Below are 16,836 nucleotides of genomic sequence, written 5' to 3'. Positions count from 1 at the left end.
GTTCTTTTGCACTTTTCTTGCCCCCAACATTTTCTTTGATTTCAACTTGATTCCAAAATGAAGTCGTCTGCACTGAATGAATTAAATCATAAACCAAAGATACAACGAGCATTCAAAAGAAAAGTGATTCTCCATAGAGGGAGATTAGTTGAATAAACCGGCAAGGTTTTAGGTGTTTAGTGACAATAAAGTTATTTAATTTACAATAAAGTTGTTTAAGCAGTTGGATATGAAATAAAGATGCAGACCGCCCCGAACGGCTCCCGGTCGTGATGGTTTGCACGGTGGAACGACTCCGGTTCTACCCCGTCCACTCCCCCGAATCTGCTCGTTCCCGATGCCGCTACCGCCGAACCGTGGGGTACCGTGTACGCAAAGGAAAGCCAAGCGAATTGCTCCGGAAGGTGATCGTCCACTTGCTCCGCACGAAAGGTTGCGCCGCACCGGTTTGTCGATGGCCGGAAGCGAAACTGACAAGCGTTCAAACAACATGACCCGACCGCCTCACTGTGGCTGGCTCTGGGGTTCCTGCAAATGCTTTCGTCGATTTCTTGTTTGCAAGCTGTTGACAGAAAAGCCCAAAGAGGGCTGTGGCAGGTTACTCGTATACAACCTGTCACAGCCCCCAAACCCGCGTCCGACACGGCCTTTCGGCTCTTATTCTTCCCCTGTCGCCACCGGATTTTCCCCAGAGGAAACCCAATCGCTCCAGCTGCCCTGAAGTGACGGCTTCTTTAAGCATGAGCTCGGTAGGCAGCCGGCCGTGGTCATCCTGGTTGTACGCCGCGAATGTGGTTATTCTGCAACTCGTTGTTCGGCTGACTGGCCGATACATCCCGGATCTCTCGTGCGGTGGACGCGGAAAGAAGTCTTCCGAAAAAAATGAAAACCCGCTGTTACCACGGAGCAAATTAGGTATACTCTCTTGTCATGGCCAGGCAATGTATTTACAATGGGCCGGCATAATATAGACCTCCCAGGAAAATAAGAACTGCAATACCGAGGAGAAAAGTTATCCTAATTCCGTCATTCATCCGGAACCAGAAGTCATTCAAGAAATCTTTGGTGTCCAACGACACAATGTCGACCTGTTATGTTATAGAAACGACATGAAACAACAATTTACAGGCAATTAATAGGAAAAATGGACCATCCTATAAAAAATGTTTAGTTCTATTTATTTATGCAATTGATACCTTCTTTGGTTATAATTAAAGGTATATAACCCACTATTTTCCATCTATTTAGACTCTGCTGGATAACGAATTATATTTAATACTGATTTTTTGGTTTTCAGGTTAGTTTCGTATGTTACAAAATACTTACTTCCAACAACTATAAGATTTTTAGTGTTAATGCTATCAAGTACTAACTTAAAAGGGGTAGCTTTGGAATCGTAAGGATTTTTGACCATTGCCCAAAGGTCATCATCACTTACACCTATTTCAAGTACTTCAATGTAAGAAGTAGTATTACTTGAAATAGGTTGGTTGGAACTTACTTGATTAAAAATAACAATAATGATGACTAGGGTAATTGCTAGAATCACAAGTTTGAAGGGATGCATTTTTAAATATTGCATTCTCGTCCACTCCTTTAAACTTTTGATATATCTATTTTTTCATGGAGAGGGTGATACCAATCTAAAAAACAAAATTGTACCAATTGAATCTATCTTTATATTAATTCAATCACATCTTGGAAATTCCTCCTTGTGTTATTTTCAGTAATTTTACTAATTCTAAACTGAGAGGGTTGGAAATTATGAAGAAGCCTATTAAAGTTTTATTTCTTCTCTTTATTGTATTTGCTGTTGTTAGTTCAAATGCATATGCTTAGCCGGCAAGTAAGGTTTACACAGAAGATCAGTTAAACGCTTTATTATCCAAAGCAGGAGTACCGCAGGATGTTCTTAATGGAATGGATTTCTTGACAAAAAATATGATTATCGAAAAGTCGAGTAAAGGTTCAAATCTGAGATTCATTAACTCAAGTACTGATTTTTATGCGAGGGATTCTCAATCAGGTAAGTTGCTTGCAGCAAATTATATTTCTACTAGTGATTTGAGCATTATAATGTACCACTTTAATACATCTTATAATGGAGTACCTATGGATGACCTTTATTCTTCTTTTGAATGGTTAAGATCCGGAAATGGCCCTTCACAATCCCCAGGCGGGTTTGAAAAGGACATGATTGGCATTGCAGTTCCAGATGGATGGGAAATTCAATCTGATAAGTATGCATGTGCTGCTACCGCATATGTTGCGCCGACGGGTGGTTGGGGTAATCCAACTTCTGCTTTTTGTTCTAAAGGAAATGGTGAACCCGTAGAGTATTCGTTATATGGTGCTGCGTGGCAGTTTGATGGAAACTACTCGTCTACTAATACTTATTATAAGGGCACCGTTGGACTTACAATGAAGAAGAAACTTTCCACTGCAATTAATCGAGCAGTTTCAAAATATTCCGAAGCAAAAAATAATAGTAGCGGCTACTTTGCTGTAGGGGTGACGTGGGGCCCTGTTTCAATAACGTATTACCCTACTGGTGGATCATCTAACAACGAAGCATCGAAAGATATAACTTGGCTTTGATCGTCGATATCGTTTACTTTGATAATGGCGATATCCTGGCAGAATAATAGGTGACATACACGGGGTCTAAACAAGATCCCGTGTTTTTCATTGGCCGGCTAAAATTATGCAGCTGCTGCGTATCCAAGTGCTATCGCCACCGACGACCAGCTTCTTATCCCCCCACGAATCCCCATACTCGAACGGTTCCAAAACATAAAATTGGGGTTCCTAAGAACACATGGTGGATACAATGAAATTGAATGAGACAATCGCGGATATTTCGATCGTGGCCGGCGCGTTGATGACAAGCAGGAAGATTGAGGTGGACGATTCGCGCGAGTTGGTCGCGCGAGTAATTGAATGGACAGAACAGTTCGAACGCGAGCACTCAGAAAGTTATTGGGACGAAGGCCTAGACTATATGACCGAAATTGAAGTGTTCGCTGAAGCCAAACTGGTGGAAGCGTACGGAGCCGTTGATCCGTTCCGCTGTCCTGCGTGCGGTGGCGAAAATGTCGCAACGTTCTTGCACGATCGCCGGCAATGTTGCTTGTCGTGCGGCGAGCGGTTCGAGCTACCGGCGGAAGAGGCAGAACAATTTAATTAAGCGTAAAGCATCGGAGATATCCGGTGCTTATTATTTTGCCGCCGGGAAAGGTAAAGAGCTGCTGCGCCGCAGCTCTTCTTGATAAAATCGGCCGCCCCATATAATTACTATGTTGCAGCTCAAACCAAAGGATCTAAATTAACCCAACTTGTTTGTCTAGATTAAAAAATTCAATTGGCAGAAAGTTAAACAACTTTATTGAAACTCAAATGTAACGAAAACGAAATAGGTTGAATATTAAACAACTTTATTGTAAAACTCGATTCCCTCTCTCCCGTTTTTATTGGTTTTTTTAGATGAAAATTAAACAACTTTATTGTCAAAGAACATTAGGATCAATAAAAAGAGCGAAAAAAGCTTGGTCAATGAGGACCAAGCTTTTTGGTATGTATGTTCACTTGTCTGTAACGGCGGGATAATCAAGTCCGAATTTGCTTGCTAATCCTTGCATTCCAGTTTTCGTGACACGAACAGCACGGCTGTTAGGCAATCGTTCAAGCCACTTCAACTGGAACAACCTCTTTGTTATAGCAGCGCCCAAGCTTCCCGCTAAGTGATATCGCCGTTCACTCCAATCCAAGCATTGGCGAGCATAATGGCGGCGTTTTCTGGGATCGGCATCAACTTCCACCCCGAAATTCCGCAACATCTCCATACCTTCTACGCTCAATACATAATCACTTCCCGATTCCTCTAATAATTTCATATCTAGTAATCGATCCGTGAGGGCTACCCCGATCTTACCAGCCAGGTGATCATAGCAAGTTCGAGCATGGCGAAGTGTTTTTTGTTCATCGGATTCGCGGAGTGAACGCACGGGTTTGGGTGGTGCAATGGCTATAAGGGATTCGAGGGCGTGTGCTACCTCATGGCTGGCAAGTCGAAAGTACTTATGCCGACCGAAAGACTCATGAAGAAGCAGACCACCTTCTACCATTTTGGATAAATGTGAGCTGGCCGTCTGTGGTGATATTCGAGCAACATTGGCTAAATCAGTCGCGGGCAACGCTTTTCCTCCAAGCAAGCTCATTAACATAGCTAGACGTGACGAATCACCAATGAGATTTGCGACCTCTAAGACATTTGGCCTCGAGTTTATGCTCATTTTTCTTCTCGTTCTCCTTACATTTATGATTCGATCATCGCCGAAATATTCTCATGTTACCATAATCATACAAACATTAGAAAGAGGAGTAAATCATGAACCGTTATTTATTTGTAATGCTCGTTGTCATAGCCACCTCGCTTATGGGCTCTTCCTTTGCGATTGGTAAGATCGGTTTGTCCTATGTTTCGCCCTTACTTCTCGTGGGAATTCGATTTACGATGGCAGGTTTCATCATGGCCTTGTTGGTAAGGAATAAACGCCTACCTTCATCTTATCAACATTGGGCTAAATTGTTCATTGTAGGACTTTTTCAGACGACGGGGGTTATGGGATGTATTTTCGTGAGCATGCGTACAATTCCATCTGGGGAGACCTCCATACTGACCTTCGCTAATCCGCTTCTAGTCGTAATTTTAGGCACAGTGTTCCTTGGCTTGAAGTATCGAATGTACCAATGGTTGGGTGTAGTCACAGGAATGGCTGGTGTATTCGTAACACTAGGATACCATTTACAATTAACGACCGGGACTTGGTTGGGGATGGTAGCCGCGCTTTCTTGGGCTATAGCCACTATTTTGGTGAAAAAGTGGGGCTCTCAATTCGATACTTGGGTTATGACGGCTTATCAAATGTTATTCGGCGGTCTTCTCTTGTTACTGCTGAGTGTTGTTATGGAGTCGCCGCGATTTGTCATTAATATTACTTCTTTATGGGTCGTTCTTTACTTAGCAATCATGGGTTCAATTGTGCAATTTGCAACATGGTATTACTTGCTGAGCCATGGTGATCCTGGGAAAACAAGCGCCTGTTTGTTCCTAGCCCCGTTTTTCGGCGTACTCTCGGGATACTTGATCCATAACGAGACAATCCATAGGTATGTTTATTTAGGGGGACTTTGTATCTGTATCGGAATATTTCTCGTCAATTGGACTACAGTCGGCATGAAGTATTCGAATCTTAGAAAGAAGGAAGGAGAAGCCAAATGGGTATGACGATTGTGGGGCCGGATGGTAAACCACGCTGCCGCTGGTGTGGTGCTACACCGGAGTTTCTCGCCTATTATGATACTGAATGGGGTTTTCCCGTTCGTGATGATCACCGCTTGTTTGAGAAAATGTGCCTTGTGGGTTTTCAATCCGGATTGAGTTGGCGTACGATCTTTGCTAAACGTGAGAACTTCCGCGCTGCTTTCCACAATTTCAAGTTCAACAGGATCGCGGGTTATACCCAGCAAGATCTTGATCGTCTACTAAACGATAAAGGCATCGTACGCCATCGCGGAAAAATTGAGGCGGTCATCAACAATGCAAAGAGAGCTCAGGAACTCGTCAAACTAGAAGGCTCGCTGGCTGCTTTCATCTGGCGCTATGAACCATCTATTGACCAGCTAGACTGCAACGACCAACGAAGCATCGCATGCACTGTCGAGAGAACTGAAAATACGAGGATGGAAATTTATCGGACCAACTACTATGTATGCCTTCATGCAAGCAATAGGGCTGATCAACGATCATGTTGAGGATTGCGTTATTAGAACAAATATTGAACGTGCACGTACGGACTTCAGGCGACCAGGGCTAAGACAAGATCACCTAGTTAACTTTATGGACATAATTCAATGAATCATTCAACTAACGGTTACTATAGTTGAACACAAGGAGCAGTTCTGCCACGGCAACTGCTCTTTTTTTAAGCTATTGAGCAGGTTAACGCAACAAATCCGTTGTTTTTAAGTTTTACGATATGATTGGAAAATAAGGTGGGTTTGCATGGATTTTCATTTAAGTGTAGCTTAAGGAGGGGAATCATGGCATTTTCACTATTATTGATATTTTTAGTTTTAATAAACATGATTTTAAAGAAATACATCGTTCCAGGAGAATCACAAAGTATCTCGGATACTAACGGTAAAAACATCAATAGGTGGGTAAAAGGATTCCTTGCACTTATTGCTATCTGTATTTACTTCTTTGCTTTAAAGACAACGGATTACAATGCAACTAAGTGGTTCTGGTTAATAGTTTTTTTAGTTGCCATTGGATTTCAGGCGTTTATGGAATGGAAGTATTTGAAAGACTCAAAAGAATATATTATTTCACTTATTTTATTAGCGCTCGGATTGATATATATTTGTATTTTTATATTCTAAAGTTGTCGGATGTCAAGAATGTGTACCGATTGCCGCTTGATGCCAAGAATATGTACTGATTACCGATATCATCTGGAATTTGATGTCTTCATTACTAATGCAGCGACATCTCAAGTTAATGTTTCATGATTGGCTTTATGAAACCTATTAACAGGAACTCCGCCTAAGTCATCCGGATTAGGTACGGCAAAGGGCACAATTCCACTTACTGCTGATCTGTTTAATAGGTTATCGGCAAATGTCGGTTCAGTCGGTATAATTTCCCCATTAACTGACAGCACATTTTCCTTTGTGGACTTGAATACATCTGTTTGATTGGTATCTGTATATTTCTCGTTTTCTGTTTCAGTCGCTGTGGGTAATAGTTCGTAGTGTGTAATTGTATTCACTGTGGCTGTAATTTCACCGGCATCAACGGTCTGTGGTATGTATCATTGAGTATATTAACAATTAGTCGCCTTAAAATATCATCGATGTTAAGTGAAATACCTTGAAGTTTTTCTTGGCTCTGAATGCTTTTCTAAAGTTATCACCATGTACTGTTGAAGAACGTATTTGTGATAAATTGCTTAACGTGTCCGATAAGAAAAACGCAGCAAAATGGGAGTCCATTTTGCTGCGTTTTAACTAATCTCAAGTTAAAGCATTACATATGATCATACATATATGTATGTGCTTTGCTCATGTCTGAATTACAGTTATTGTAAGCAGTATAAGCCGCAGATGCAGCTGCAACTGCACCAATGCCAGAAACGATAATACCTATAATGATGCGGCTGTAATTATTGCGGCACCTGTCGCTATGAAGACTGCATTCATATTGAAAGTTAGATCGTAATAATGACCTGCAAAATCATCAATGACTCTCAGTGTTCTTACGCTATAAGGATTGGTGTAGGATACATTCTTCTTGTACACACTGCTTCCGGTCGGTCCAAGAGGGAGCGTTATACCTTCATAGCAATAATAATCATAAGAACCAATGGCAATATTACCCGCGTAATTGCAATAACATTCAAACCCCCAAAAGCAAAAATAGAAAAATGTTTCCGATGTTATTGTCAAAGGTGAAAAGATAGGAGTCAAAGAAGAATTAGTATACTACTCCTCTACATTATAATAGAGTAGAATGATTATAATAATCCGACAAATTATCTATTATTTCACATTAATTGTCGATAAATGGAGGAGATTTTGGTGTTTGATGTAGTTATCTCTAAAAAACGGGCAGTCGCGCCTCTGGTCCGCTCCAGACGCTTCGAAGATTACTAACCCAATCCATATTCTAATGGGAAACATTAGTTTAATGACTACATTAAGCAGGTTGCCGCGGCAGCTTGCTTTTATTTATTGAAGGTAGAAGACCTCTGGTAATCGGTATATATTCATTTATCGTTGCTTATTATTGACGGTGTCGGAAGACACGAACATTGTCCGATTTCCGATTAAGACAAGAACTGTGTCCAATTGCACATGGTAAATTAGACTTACTTCATTGTAATGTTCGCCTTTCGACCTAGATTTGCAGCAGGAGGTACGAACCACCAAGTAGGATACCTTATTTCACATTTTCTGAAAGTGCAAAGAGACATCTTTGGTTCATCGATATAGCGTACAAATATCCAACAAACAACTTCATATTTTATTTGAGGTTGTCAGATGTAATGTGAACTGTTATAGTAGAAATTACCCAAGATACATTATAGGTGTTAAGAACTGGAATTTAGTTCGTTGTGAATTTGAAAAGCCTACCCGGGTGTTGATTATTCTTATAGGGATATACTACTCATTAAGTGTAATTCAAAGTGAAATTGACAGTTACTCATGGATAAGGAGCGGTTTTCGTTCCGCCATCGTACTTCTTCTCGCATGGGGACTTATACGGCTGACAGGTGTATCCTCTCATTGGATAGAGAGTATTGGGAAAAAGTTTAGTTTTGAGTTTGATCGGATATTGCTTCCGTTTTTATCTAAAATGATTCGGGCAGTAATCCTTGTTCTTTGCTTTACAGTGATTGCGCAGGAATGGGGATATGAGGTAACCGGCTTTATTGCAGGATTAGGTCTTGGAGGGTTGGCGTTCGCTTTAGCGGCTAAAGATGCCATTTCCAACATCTTCGGCGGTATTATCATTATTACTGAAAAACCGTTTTCATTAGACGATTGGATTGAAACGCCCAGTGTGGAAGGTACCGTAGAGAGTATATCCTTTAGAAGCACGAGAATTCGGACCTTCGCGCAGGCTCTTGTCACGATGCCCAATTCCACGTTAGCGAATGAACCGATTACCAACTGGTCGCGCATGGGTAAACGACGGATTACTTTCCATCTTGGACTGACCTATTCTACCAAGTTGGAACAAATTGAGACGGTTATTGATGAAATTAGACAATTGCTTACCCATCACCCGGAAATAGATCAAGAAACGGTATTTGTCCATCTCGATCGCTTTGGGATGAATAGCTTAGATATTTTCTTGTACTTCTTCACAAGCAGTACTCAATGGAGCGACTGGCTTAAGACAAAAGAAGCCTGCATGCTCAGTATTCTTGAAATACTCGAGAGGAATCATGTATCCATAGCATTTCCGAGCACTAGCTTATATTTCGAATCCGCCTTTCCGGATTCCATTAATAAGTCTACGTAAAGCTCAAATAAATGGATTAGAGAAGTCATCAAATAAGCGAGCCCATTCGGGGTCGCTTATTTGATTTTTCTCGATAAATAGCCAAATTTGACGAAATATAACCGTATTCATTCATTTTTTATTGTAAATATACAAATATCTTTTGAATACTTTAATTTGCTTAATAGGAAGGGATATTTCGCGACTTTGAATAGGGTAGGATTTGGGAGGAATAGGGAGTAAAAAGCTGGGTAAGACCGGTGAGGTCCCCTCATCGTCGTTAAGAGGACCTCAGCCATCATGAAGGGCGTATATCAAGGGTGAGCCCTGTAAGCTACTCATGTTACGATTATTCAAGCGTTCAACTCAATAACCGAAAGGAGTACGAAAGAATGATGAAACGGATTCACATTGGTCTATGTATGGTGTTGTTGAGCATTCTGGTTGGGTGCGGCAATAACAGCGATGCTGCAACGAACGGAGGTGCTTCCGGCGGAAACGATTCAAAGGAATCAACGTTAGCAAAAGCAAAACGGGAAGGATATATCACGGTGGGGTTCGCCAACGAACGGCCCTATGCTTATGCGACGCCAGATGGAAAACTTACCGGGGAAGCAGTCGAAATCTCACGCAAGATTTTGACTAACCTTGGAATTAAAGAGATGAACGGCGTGCTGACTGAATTCGGTTCGCTTATCCCGGGACTCAAAGCTGAACGTTATAGCATGATAACCGCCGGTATGTTCATCACCAAGGAACGTGCGAAACAAGTTGCTTTCGCAAATCCGGAATATAGCATTGGTGAAGCAATAGCGGTAAAGAAAGGCAACCCGCTTGACCTACATAGCTATGAAGATATTAAAGCCAATTCTAAGGCCAAGATCGCCGTCATGGTTGGGGCCATCGAAGTCGAATATTTACAGAGCGTCGGTTTATCGGAATCGCAAATCGTATCGGTACCGGATCAACCCTCAGCGATCTCTGCCTTGCAGTCAGGACGCGTGGATGCCATTACGATGACAGGTCCATCCCTTCAGGCGATGCTAGAATCCGCAAAGGATGATCAGATTGAAAGAGTAATGGATTTTGTACAGCCGATCATTGATGGGGTAAGCGTAAGAGGGTATGGGGCAGCCGTATTCCGTATAGGGGACGATGAGTTCCGCGAAGCCTTCAACGCGGAGTTGCAGAAGTTAAATGAATCCGGTGAATTGCTCCAAATTCTTGAAGAATTCGGATTTACCGAGCAGGAGCTTCCTGGCAACGTATCTGCAGAGGAGCTTCTGAAGTAATGGATTGGTTATCTCTTGACTTGTTGCCGCCCTTACTTAAAGGGTTGAAAATCACCTTACTTTTGACCGTGATCAGTATTGTCGTTGCTTTCTGCTTTGCATTGCTTGCGGGACTGGGCCGGTTATCGCGATTCGCGATCGTAAGGGCCATTATGTCGACATACGTTGAGATCTTTCGAGGAACGTCACTGCTGATACAGCTTTTCTGGATTTACTTTGCGCTACCTATGCTGCTGGATGTTCGGTTATCGGCGATGACGGCGGCAGTTATTGCATTAGGATTGAATTATGGGGCTTACGGCTCGGAAGTGGTGAGAAGTTCTATTCTTGCTGTTCCGAAAGGACAAATCGAAGCATCGACCGCTTTGAATATGACGCCATATCAACGGATGAGAAGAGTTATTTTTCCGCAGGCATGGGTAATGATGCTCCCTGGATTCGGGAATTTACAGATTGAATTGTTAAAGGGAACTTCGCTCGTGTATCTCATCACATTGGCGGATGTTACTTATCAAGGAATGACATTGCGGTCGTTCGATATTTCCCGTACCCCGGCCATACTGGCTTGGCTATTAATTCTCTATTTTATAGCATCGTATACGCTAACTCTAATTGTACGGCTCTCCGAACGTAAAGTCGTAAAAGGGAGGGGATAGCCGATGTGGGATTGGGGATATGCGAATTCTATCTTGCCGAAGCTGCTGGAGGTCATTCCGACAACATTGGCTTCTGCGATCTTGGGTTTTATCTTAGCCTGCCTGTTAGGCTTGCCGATCGCCTTGGCTAGAAGATCGAGTAAGAAGTGGATAGCTTGGCCGGTTGCGGCCTTCTCGGAATTTATTCGAAGCACTCCTCTTCTGATTCAGTTATTCGTATTGGTTTTCGTTTTTCCGCAAAGTTTTAATATCACATTATCACCTTTTCTTGCGGGAGTTATCGGATTGGGTTTGCATTATAGTACCTATTTGTCCGAAGTATATCGTTCGGGGATAGACTCCGTACCCAGAGGACAATGGGAGGCGAGCATCGCGCTTAATTTTAACAAGCTCAGAACATGGCTTCGTATCGTGCTCCCTCAATCGATCCCGCCGACCATTCCCGTCATGGGGAACTACTTGATCGTCATGTTCAAAGAAACGCCTACCTTATCTGCCATCACGGTCGTGGAACTGCTCATGACAGCGAAAGTTATAGGCTCCGCCTCGTTTAAGTACGTTGAAGCATTTACATTGGTCGGTATTATATTCCTCGTGCTAAGTTATCCTTCTTCCTTACTTGTCCGAGCGCTGGAAAGAAGAATGAAACGAAATGAGAGGAGAGGTATTGCTTAATGAGTCAGAATATTCAAACTTTTACCTCGGATGAGCCGATTGTGCGCTACAAGAATATCACGAAGTCATTCGGTGAACATACGGTTCTTAAGGAGCTGGATCTGGATATTCTTCCAGGCGAGAAAGTTGCCTTGATCGGACCAAGCGGTTCTGGTAAAACGACGATCGCGCGGCTCTTAATGACATTGGAATCTCCGACATCAGGTACGATCGAAGTGGACGGAGAGATGCTATGGCACATGCATAAGAGAGGCAGGCTAATATCCGCGAACGAAAAGCATCTTCATCGAGTCCGCAGCAAAATCGGGATGGTCTTTCAGCACTTTAATCTGTTTCCCCATATGACGATTTTACGAAACGTAACAGAAGCTTTAATACATGTTCTTAAAATTCCTAAGGCAGAGGCCAATCATCGAGCATTGGAAATATTGGAGCGGGTCGGATTGCGGGACCATACGAACCATTATCCTTCGCAATTGTCAGGAGGACAGAAACAACGAGTCGCGATTGCTAGAGCGTTAGTCATGCAACCTAGAATCATGCTATTCGATGAAGTCACCTCCGCGCTTGATCCGGAATTGGTAGGCGAAGTGTTAGACGTGATCAAAGCAATCGCCTCCGAGGGAGATATGACTATGATACTCATTACGCACGAAATGGATTTCGCCCGGGACGTGGCGGATAGGATTATATTTACCGATGGCGGCGTAATTGTCGAGCAGGGAACACCGGCTGAACTATTCGAGAATCCGAAGAGCGCAAGATTACAATCGTTCTTATCCCGATTCATGAAGGGTCAACCTGATAGGTCGGCCGATGATCGAGTTGCGGCAGGTACCGAATGAATGGGAGTGCGGAGGCATTAACCGCGATTCGATACAGGCTACCTTGCCTCGCCGATGGGGGAGAGATTTGGAAACTGGTTCGGGATAGCCGTAAGCTCGACCTAAATACACCCTATTTCTACTTAACTATGAGCCATTGGTTCTCGCAGAGCTGTAGGGTTGCGGAGGAGACGGAATCGGGATCGATTATCGGGTTGGTGACAGGGTTCCGCCAGCCTTCGCAACCGGACACGTTATTCGTTTGGCAGATTGCGGTAGATGAACGATATCGGGGAAGAGGCATTGCTCGTGGACTGCTCGATCATGTAGCCGACTATCCGGATATTCTATTTATCGAAGCAACGATTTCCCCTTCCAATGATAGCTCCAAAGGATTGTTTAAGCGATGGGCGACATCTAAGAATGCGTTGATCTCCGTTTCCGCTGGATTTATGGAAGATGACTTCCCGTATCAGAAGCATGAACGCGAAGATTTATATCGAATCGGTCCGTTGAAGTGAGTGTCTAAAGAGAAGGAGGAGTTGCGATCCATGAATGAGCAAATCCAAGGAAGCAATCATTTACAGGTATTCGACGACTTAGAATCGGAAGTGAGAAGTTACTGTAGATCGTTCCCCACGAAGTTTCAGCGTGCATCGGGGTATCAGTTGTGGGATGTAGAGGGTAGGCCTTATATCGATTTTTTTGCCGGAGCTGGTGCATTGAATTATGGTCATAATCCGCCCGAGATGAAAAAAACGTTAATAGAATACCTGCTAAAGGACGGAATTTCTCATAGCTTGGACATGGCGACCGAAGCTAAGGAGCATTTTCTATCGAAATTCAACGAAGTGATTCTGAAGCCGCGAGGGTTGAATTATAAGGTCATGTTCCCCGGACCAACAGGAACGAATGCAGTGGAAAGCGCTTTGAAGCTGGCGCGGAAAGTAACGGGGCGACAGACGGTCATGAGTTTCACGAATGCTTTTCATGGGATGACATTAGGCTCTCTGGCCGTGACCGGGAATAAATTCAAACGAAGAGGCGCGGGAGTTCCCTTAAACCATGCGGTATCCATGCCCTATGACGGTTATATGGGGAATGAGGTCAACACGCTTGATTACATTGAAAGCTTCTTGAACGATAGCGGAAGCGGAATATCTCTTCCGGCTGCTGTTATCGTGGAGACACTTCAAGGGGAAGGCGGGATAAATGTTGCCTCTAACGAGTGGCTAATCGGACTAGCTGATCTATGCAAACGTTATGATATGTTGCTTATCGTTGACGATGTACAGATGGGCTGCGGGAGAACGGGCCATTTTTTTAGCTTCGAGCGTTGTGGAATTGTTCCCGATATCGTATGCATGTCTAAATCGATTGGTGGATATGGACTCCCTATGGCAATAACATTAATGAAGCCCGAGCTTGATCTGTGGGAGCCCGGGGAACACAATGGAACCTTCCGCGGCAATAATCTAGCTTTCATAACGGCTGCCGGAGCATTGGATTACTGGAAAAACTCGCAATTCCAGCTTGAAATCGAGGCTAATGCTGAACTCATTAGAAGCGTACTCGCAGGAATCGTACTCAGTCTCCCCGATCTTAACGGGGAATTGAGAGGTTTAGGTATGATGCAGGGTATCGCATTTCAATCTGGAATCGCGGAGAGAATTTCGGCCATTGCATTTGAGCGAGGACTCATCTTAGAGACCTCGGGAACGGATAGCGAAGTGATCAAGATCATGCCTCCTCTTACCATACAGAGAGCAGGATTAGAATTAGGGTTGCGTATATTGACCGGTTGCATCTATGATGCCGCCGTCGAAAATAAATCTTTTGCAGAAGCAAAGTAAAGAAGGAGAGGTTATATCATGATCGTAAGATATTTAGAAGATCGCCAAGGCACAGAATATGATGTTCGTACACCTAACTGGAATAGTCGGAGATTGCTGCTGAAAGAGGATGGCGTAGGCTTCTCTCTTCACGATACTTTGATTAAAGCAGGTACGGAAACGATGATCTGGTATAAACATCACATAGAAGCCGTCTATTGCATCGATGGAGAAGGGGAAATCGAACTGTTCGAGACTCGGCAGAAATTCCCTATTCGAGCGGGCATGATGTACGTATTGAACGATCATGAGAAACATTGGCTACGAGGAAAAACGGATATGAGAATGGTATGCGTGTTTAACCCGCCTTGTACCGGTCGGGAAGTTCATGATGAAGAAGGGGCATACGAAGCCGCGTTATAAATTCTTATGAGGGAGTGTTAATTAAATGGTGCAACTAGTAGATCATTATCCTACCCGCAAGCTAGAAACGCCTTCGTTCATAAATCGTAAAGATCCTACCGTATATAATTTCGATATTAATCAGAATGAAATTGACTTGCTTCAATTGGAATCTTACGATAATAACGGCTATTTATTCTTAGATCAGTTTTTTAACGAAGAAGAGGTGGAACGATTCAAGTCCGAAACGAAGATTCTTTTGGAGCAAAGCAGGTCGGCTAAGAACCCCGAGGTTATTCTGGAGCCGGGAGGAGATGAAGTAAGATCCGTATTCGCCGTACACGAGAAACCTGGGTTCTTCAAGGATCTAACAGCCCATCCTAGACTTCAAGCAGTCATTCGGCAAATGATTGGCAGCGATGTATACGTGCATCAGTCAAGGATTAACTTCAAGCCTGGCTTTACGGGTAAAGAATTCTATTGGCACTCCGATTTCGAGACGTGGCATGCGGAAGACGGTATGCCTAATATGAGAGCGTTAAGTTGCTCTATCGCGCTTGAAGATAATACGTTATATAACGGATCATTAATGGTCATTCCAGGTTCCCATCGCGTATTCGTCAGTTGCGTGGGACGAACGCCCGATAATCACTACAAGGAATCCTTGCGCCGACAAGAGTATGGCGTGCCGGATCAAGAAAGCTTGACTAAGCTCGTGAATGAAGGTGGTATCGCTATGCCGGTCGGCAAGGCGGGATCCGTTCTTCTCTTTGATTGTAATTTAATGCACGGTTCAAGCAGTAATATTACTCCTTATCCGCGCAGCAATGCTTTCTTCGTCTTCAATAGCGTTGAGAACAAACTTCAAAGCCCATTCTCGGCAGATAAAGAAAGACCGACTTTCATTGCAACTAGATAAGCACCGCTAACTAGGGATGGGGCTATACAAAAGAACATTAATGTAATATTACTGCAGCAGTCTAGGACATCTTTTACGTCCATGGCTGCTGCAGTTCGGTTTTTTGGGTCATTGTTTTGGAGTGGGACATTTTGTAAGGAATTGTGGTTGGAGAGTGGTATTATTAAAATAGCAAAATTGATTGGAAATGTGAATTTCGTTATTAGGGGCTGCTTCGATGAAGAAGAAAAGATGATATCAAGTGTATCTAATGTGGCTGCGATGTCGTAACTGACTTCTTTTGAGGATATAAATGATGATCTGGATATAAGCTTATACAATCTTTATATTTCATTAAGAGAAGAAAAGTCAAAAAACAATTTTTTAGCACGAATCGAAGAACTGAATGAGATAGAGCAATTAAGAAGAATGGAAGTAGGGTAAAGGTGGGGTTCAGTTATGACCGATGAGTTAAATAAGAAGATTCTAATGGAGAATGATAGTTCGGAACAACTAAAGGCAAATGAACAATTTCAAGCAGAGTACTACTAGCGAAAGGAAAATAGGTGATTCACTTGAATAAAAACTTTTCTAAAGCATTTGCTGGAGGAATAACTTTTGGCGTGGCATGGACACTATGTCAATATTTCCTTAATGATAAGTTAGATTTCGGCGGACTTATTGCCGGAATAGGTTATTTGCTTACTAATCTTTTATTCAACATAGGAAAAGCGCAAAAAAAATAATGACAAAGACGAAATTTTCCAATTAAAGTGAACCTTACCTTGACGTCTATTCATTTAAGAAGTTATGATTATCAAGAAATCAACGACTGCATACAGAATTCAATTCGGAGGAGCCTGTCACAAAGGGCTCTTTTTCTGTTTTTCTCTTGTTCAATTGGTTGATCCTGGGATGAGCGCGAGAAGAATAACCCATACTAGCTTTGGGTTTGTAATTGACAATTGGAGGATTGATGATGGAACAGCAAGCTTATTGGGCAATCGGCATTTTTCTAGTGATTTATGCACTTATTATTTCAGAGAAGATTCATCGTACGATCGTGGCGATGATCGGCGGTCTAATGATAGTCGCTTTCGGTATAGTCAACCAAGAGACAGCTTTGCATCACATTGATTTCAATACGCTTGGGTTGCTGATCGGAATGATGATTATCGTTAGTATTA

The 16,836-nt window shown here is 42.8% G+C and carries 20 protein-coding genes; 17 read left to right on the top strand and 3 right to left on the bottom strand.

The window, feature by feature from the left end; translation table 11 throughout:
• Nucleotides 1–215 precede the first annotated feature (215 nt).
• Both DFP95_RS28705 and DFP95_RS25885 read right to left on the bottom strand, forming a co-directional pair.
• Nucleotides 216–416 carry a hypothetical protein gene (locus DFP95_RS28705; protein ID WP_147304220.1) on the bottom strand — a complete coding sequence of 67 codons (201 nt, stop codon included), beginning with the start codon at nucleotides 414–416 and terminating at the stop codon, nucleotides 216–218.
• An 824-nt stretch (nucleotides 417–1,240) separates the two neighbouring features.
• Complete coding sequence (locus DFP95_RS25885; protein WP_115995575.1) at nucleotides 1,241–1,582, bottom strand: hypothetical protein; 342 nt, start codon at nucleotides 1,580–1,582, stop codon at nucleotides 1,241–1,243.
• A 338-nt stretch (nucleotides 1,583–1,920) separates the two neighbouring features.
• On the opposite strand from DFP95_RS25885, the gene DFP95_RS25880 reads away from it, so the two are divergent.
• Both DFP95_RS25880 and DFP95_RS25875 read left to right on the top strand, forming a co-directional pair.
• Entirely contained in the window at nucleotides 1,921–2,598 is a 678-nt protein-coding gene (locus DFP95_RS25880; protein WP_115995574.1) for a hypothetical protein, read from the top strand.
• A gap of 232 nt (nucleotides 2,599–2,830) precedes the next feature.
• Nucleotides 2,831–3,187, top strand: a complete 357-nt coding sequence (locus tag DFP95_RS25875; RefSeq protein ID WP_147304219.1) for a hypothetical protein — start codon at nucleotides 2,831–2,833, stop codon at nucleotides 3,185–3,187.
• 394 nt (nucleotides 3,188–3,581) lie between these two features.
• On the opposite strand, the gene DFP95_RS25870 is transcribed toward DFP95_RS25875, so the two are convergent.
• On the bottom strand, nucleotides 3,582–4,286 hold the full coding sequence (locus DFP95_RS25870; protein WP_220376473.1) for an ArsR/SmtB family transcription factor: 705 nt from the start codon (nucleotides 4,284–4,286) through the stop codon (nucleotides 3,582–3,584).
• A 101-nt stretch (nucleotides 4,287–4,387) separates the two neighbouring features.
• Here DFP95_RS25870 and DFP95_RS25865 point away from each other — a divergent pair, with 101 nt between their 5' ends.
• The 15 genes from DFP95_RS25865 to DFP95_RS25805 all read left to right on the top strand — a co-directional run.
• On the top strand, nucleotides 4,388–5,287 hold the full coding sequence (locus tag DFP95_RS25865; RefSeq protein WP_115995571.1) for a DMT family transporter: 900 nt from the start codon (nucleotides 4,388–4,390) through the stop codon (nucleotides 5,285–5,287).
• Nucleotides 5,278–5,814: a DNA-3-methyladenine glycosylase I gene (locus DFP95_RS25860; protein ID WP_342768287.1), complete on the top strand. Its 537-nt coding sequence runs from the start codon at nucleotides 5,278–5,280 to the stop codon at nucleotides 5,812–5,814. The genes DFP95_RS25865 and DFP95_RS25860 overlap by 10 nt, the downstream gene beginning before the upstream one ends.
• Nucleotides 5,717–5,917, top strand: coding sequence for a DNA-3-methyladenine glycosylase I (locus DFP95_RS29740; protein ID WP_342768288.1), 201 nt, complete (start codon nucleotides 5,717–5,719; stop codon nucleotides 5,915–5,917). The genes DFP95_RS25860 and DFP95_RS29740 overlap by 98 nt, the downstream gene beginning before the upstream one ends.
• A gap of 185 nt (nucleotides 5,918–6,102) precedes the next feature.
• Nucleotides 6,103–6,444, top strand: coding sequence for a DUF4181 domain-containing protein (locus tag DFP95_RS25855; protein ID WP_115995570.1), 342 nt, complete (start codon nucleotides 6,103–6,105; stop codon nucleotides 6,442–6,444).
• 1,756 nt (nucleotides 6,445–8,200) lie between these two features.
• Nucleotides 8,201–9,091 (top strand): mechanosensitive ion channel family protein, encoded by an 891-nt coding sequence (locus tag DFP95_RS25850; protein WP_245987976.1) that lies wholly within the window; start codon nucleotides 8,201–8,203, stop codon nucleotides 9,089–9,091.
• A gap of 371 nt (nucleotides 9,092–9,462) precedes the next feature.
• Nucleotides 9,463–10,362 carry an ectoine/hydroxyectoine ABC transporter substrate-binding protein EhuB gene (gene ehuB / locus DFP95_RS25845; protein WP_425453327.1) on the top strand — a complete coding sequence of 300 codons (900 nt, stop codon included), beginning with the start codon at nucleotides 9,463–9,465 and terminating at the stop codon, nucleotides 10,360–10,362.
• Nucleotides 10,362–11,018 (top strand): ectoine/hydroxyectoine ABC transporter permease subunit EhuC, encoded by a 657-nt coding sequence (gene ehuC / locus DFP95_RS25840; RefSeq protein WP_115995568.1) that lies wholly within the window; start codon nucleotides 10,362–10,364, stop codon nucleotides 11,016–11,018. The genes ehuB and ehuC overlap by 1 nt, the downstream gene beginning before the upstream one ends.
• Nucleotides 11,019–11,021: 3 nt before the next feature.
• A complete protein-coding gene (gene ehuD / locus DFP95_RS25835; RefSeq protein ID WP_115995567.1) occupies nucleotides 11,022–11,693 on the top strand; it encodes an ectoine/hydroxyectoine ABC transporter permease subunit EhuD in 672 nt (223 codons plus the stop codon).
• Nucleotides 11,693–12,538, top strand: coding sequence for an ectoine/hydroxyectoine ABC transporter ATP-binding protein EhuA (ehuA, locus tag DFP95_RS25830; RefSeq protein WP_115995566.1), 846 nt, complete (start codon nucleotides 11,693–11,695; stop codon nucleotides 12,536–12,538). Before ehuD ends, ehuA begins: the two co-directional genes overlap by 1 nt.
• Nucleotides 12,535–13,038: a diaminobutyrate acetyltransferase gene (ectA, locus tag DFP95_RS25825; protein ID WP_115995565.1), complete on the top strand. Its 504-nt coding sequence runs from the start codon at nucleotides 12,535–12,537 to the stop codon at nucleotides 13,036–13,038. The genes ehuA and ectA overlap by 4 nt, the downstream gene beginning before the upstream one ends.
• Nucleotides 13,039–13,068: 30 nt before the next feature.
• The gene (gene ectB / locus DFP95_RS25820; protein ID WP_115995564.1) at nucleotides 13,069–14,370 is read left to right on the top strand and encodes a diaminobutyrate--2-oxoglutarate transaminase; all 1,302 of its coding nucleotides are present in this window, start codon (nucleotides 13,069–13,071) and stop codon (nucleotides 14,368–14,370) included.
• A gap of 18 nt (nucleotides 14,371–14,388) precedes the next feature.
• A complete protein-coding gene (locus DFP95_RS25815; protein ID WP_115995563.1) occupies nucleotides 14,389–14,772 on the top strand; it encodes an ectoine synthase in 384 nt (127 codons plus the stop codon).
• A gap of 25 nt (nucleotides 14,773–14,797) precedes the next feature.
• A complete protein-coding gene (gene thpD, locus DFP95_RS25810) occupies nucleotides 14,798–15,670 on the top strand; it encodes an ectoine hydroxylase (protein ID WP_115995562.1) in 873 nt (290 codons plus the stop codon).
• A 554-nt stretch (nucleotides 15,671–16,224) separates the two neighbouring features.
• Nucleotides 16,225–16,395, top strand: a complete 171-nt coding sequence (locus tag DFP95_RS29065; RefSeq protein WP_181907612.1) for a hypothetical protein — start codon at nucleotides 16,225–16,227, stop codon at nucleotides 16,393–16,395.
• A 233-nt stretch (nucleotides 16,396–16,628) separates the two neighbouring features.
• Nucleotides 16,629–16,836 (top strand): SLC13 family permease (locus tag DFP95_RS25805; protein ID WP_342768286.1); only part of this gene is annotated, 208 nt, incomplete at its 3' end.

This window comes from Cohnella lupini (assembly GCF_003386205.1).
GTDB classification, from domain to species: Bacteria; Bacillota; Bacilli; order Paenibacillales; family Paenibacillaceae; genus Cohnella; species Cohnella lupini.
The sequence above is the reverse complement of the archived record's forward strand: the minus strand, read 5'-3'. Positions and strand labels throughout refer to the sequence as shown.

Excerpts from the sequence above, each read along its gene's own strand:
- DFP95_RS25885 (WP_115995575.1), bottom strand. The coding sequence starts at position 1,582 with ATGCAATATTTAAAAATGCATCCCTTCAAACTTGTGATTCTAGCAATT.
- DFP95_RS25880 (WP_115995574.1), top strand. The coding sequence starts at position 1,921 with ATGGATTTCTTGACAAAAAATATGATTATCGAAAAGTCGAGTAAAGGT.
- DFP95_RS25875 (WP_147304219.1), top strand. The coding sequence starts at position 2,831 with ATGAAATTGAATGAGACAATCGCGGATATTTCGATCGTGGCCGGCGCG.
- DFP95_RS25865 (WP_115995571.1), top strand. The coding sequence starts at position 4,388 with ATGAACCGTTATTTATTTGTAATGCTCGTTGTCATAGCCACCTCGCTT.
- DFP95_RS25860 (WP_342768287.1), top strand. The coding sequence starts at position 5,278 with ATGGGTATGACGATTGTGGGGCCGGATGGTAAACCACGCTGCCGCTGG.
- DFP95_RS25855 (WP_115995570.1), top strand. The coding sequence starts at position 6,103 with ATGGCATTTTCACTATTATTGATATTTTTAGTTTTAATAAACATGATT.
- ehuB (WP_425453327.1), top strand. The coding sequence starts at position 9,463 with ATGATGAAACGGATTCACATTGGTCTATGTATGGTGTTGTTGAGCATT.
- ehuC (WP_115995568.1), top strand. The coding sequence starts at position 10,362 with ATGGATTGGTTATCTCTTGACTTGTTGCCGCCCTTACTTAAAGGGTTG.
- ehuD (WP_115995567.1), top strand. The coding sequence starts at position 11,022 with ATGTGGGATTGGGGATATGCGAATTCTATCTTGCCGAAGCTGCTGGAG.
- ehuA (WP_115995566.1), top strand. The coding sequence starts at position 11,693 with ATGAGTCAGAATATTCAAACTTTTACCTCGGATGAGCCGATTGTGCGC.
- ectA (WP_115995565.1), top strand. The coding sequence starts at position 12,535 with ATGAATGGGAGTGCGGAGGCATTAACCGCGATTCGATACAGGCTACCT.
- ectB (WP_115995564.1), top strand. The coding sequence starts at position 13,069 with ATGAATGAGCAAATCCAAGGAAGCAATCATTTACAGGTATTCGACGAC.
- DFP95_RS25815 (WP_115995563.1), top strand. The coding sequence starts at position 14,389 with ATGATCGTAAGATATTTAGAAGATCGCCAAGGCACAGAATATGATGTT.
- thpD (WP_115995562.1), top strand. The coding sequence starts at position 14,798 with ATGGTGCAACTAGTAGATCATTATCCTACCCGCAAGCTAGAAACGCCT.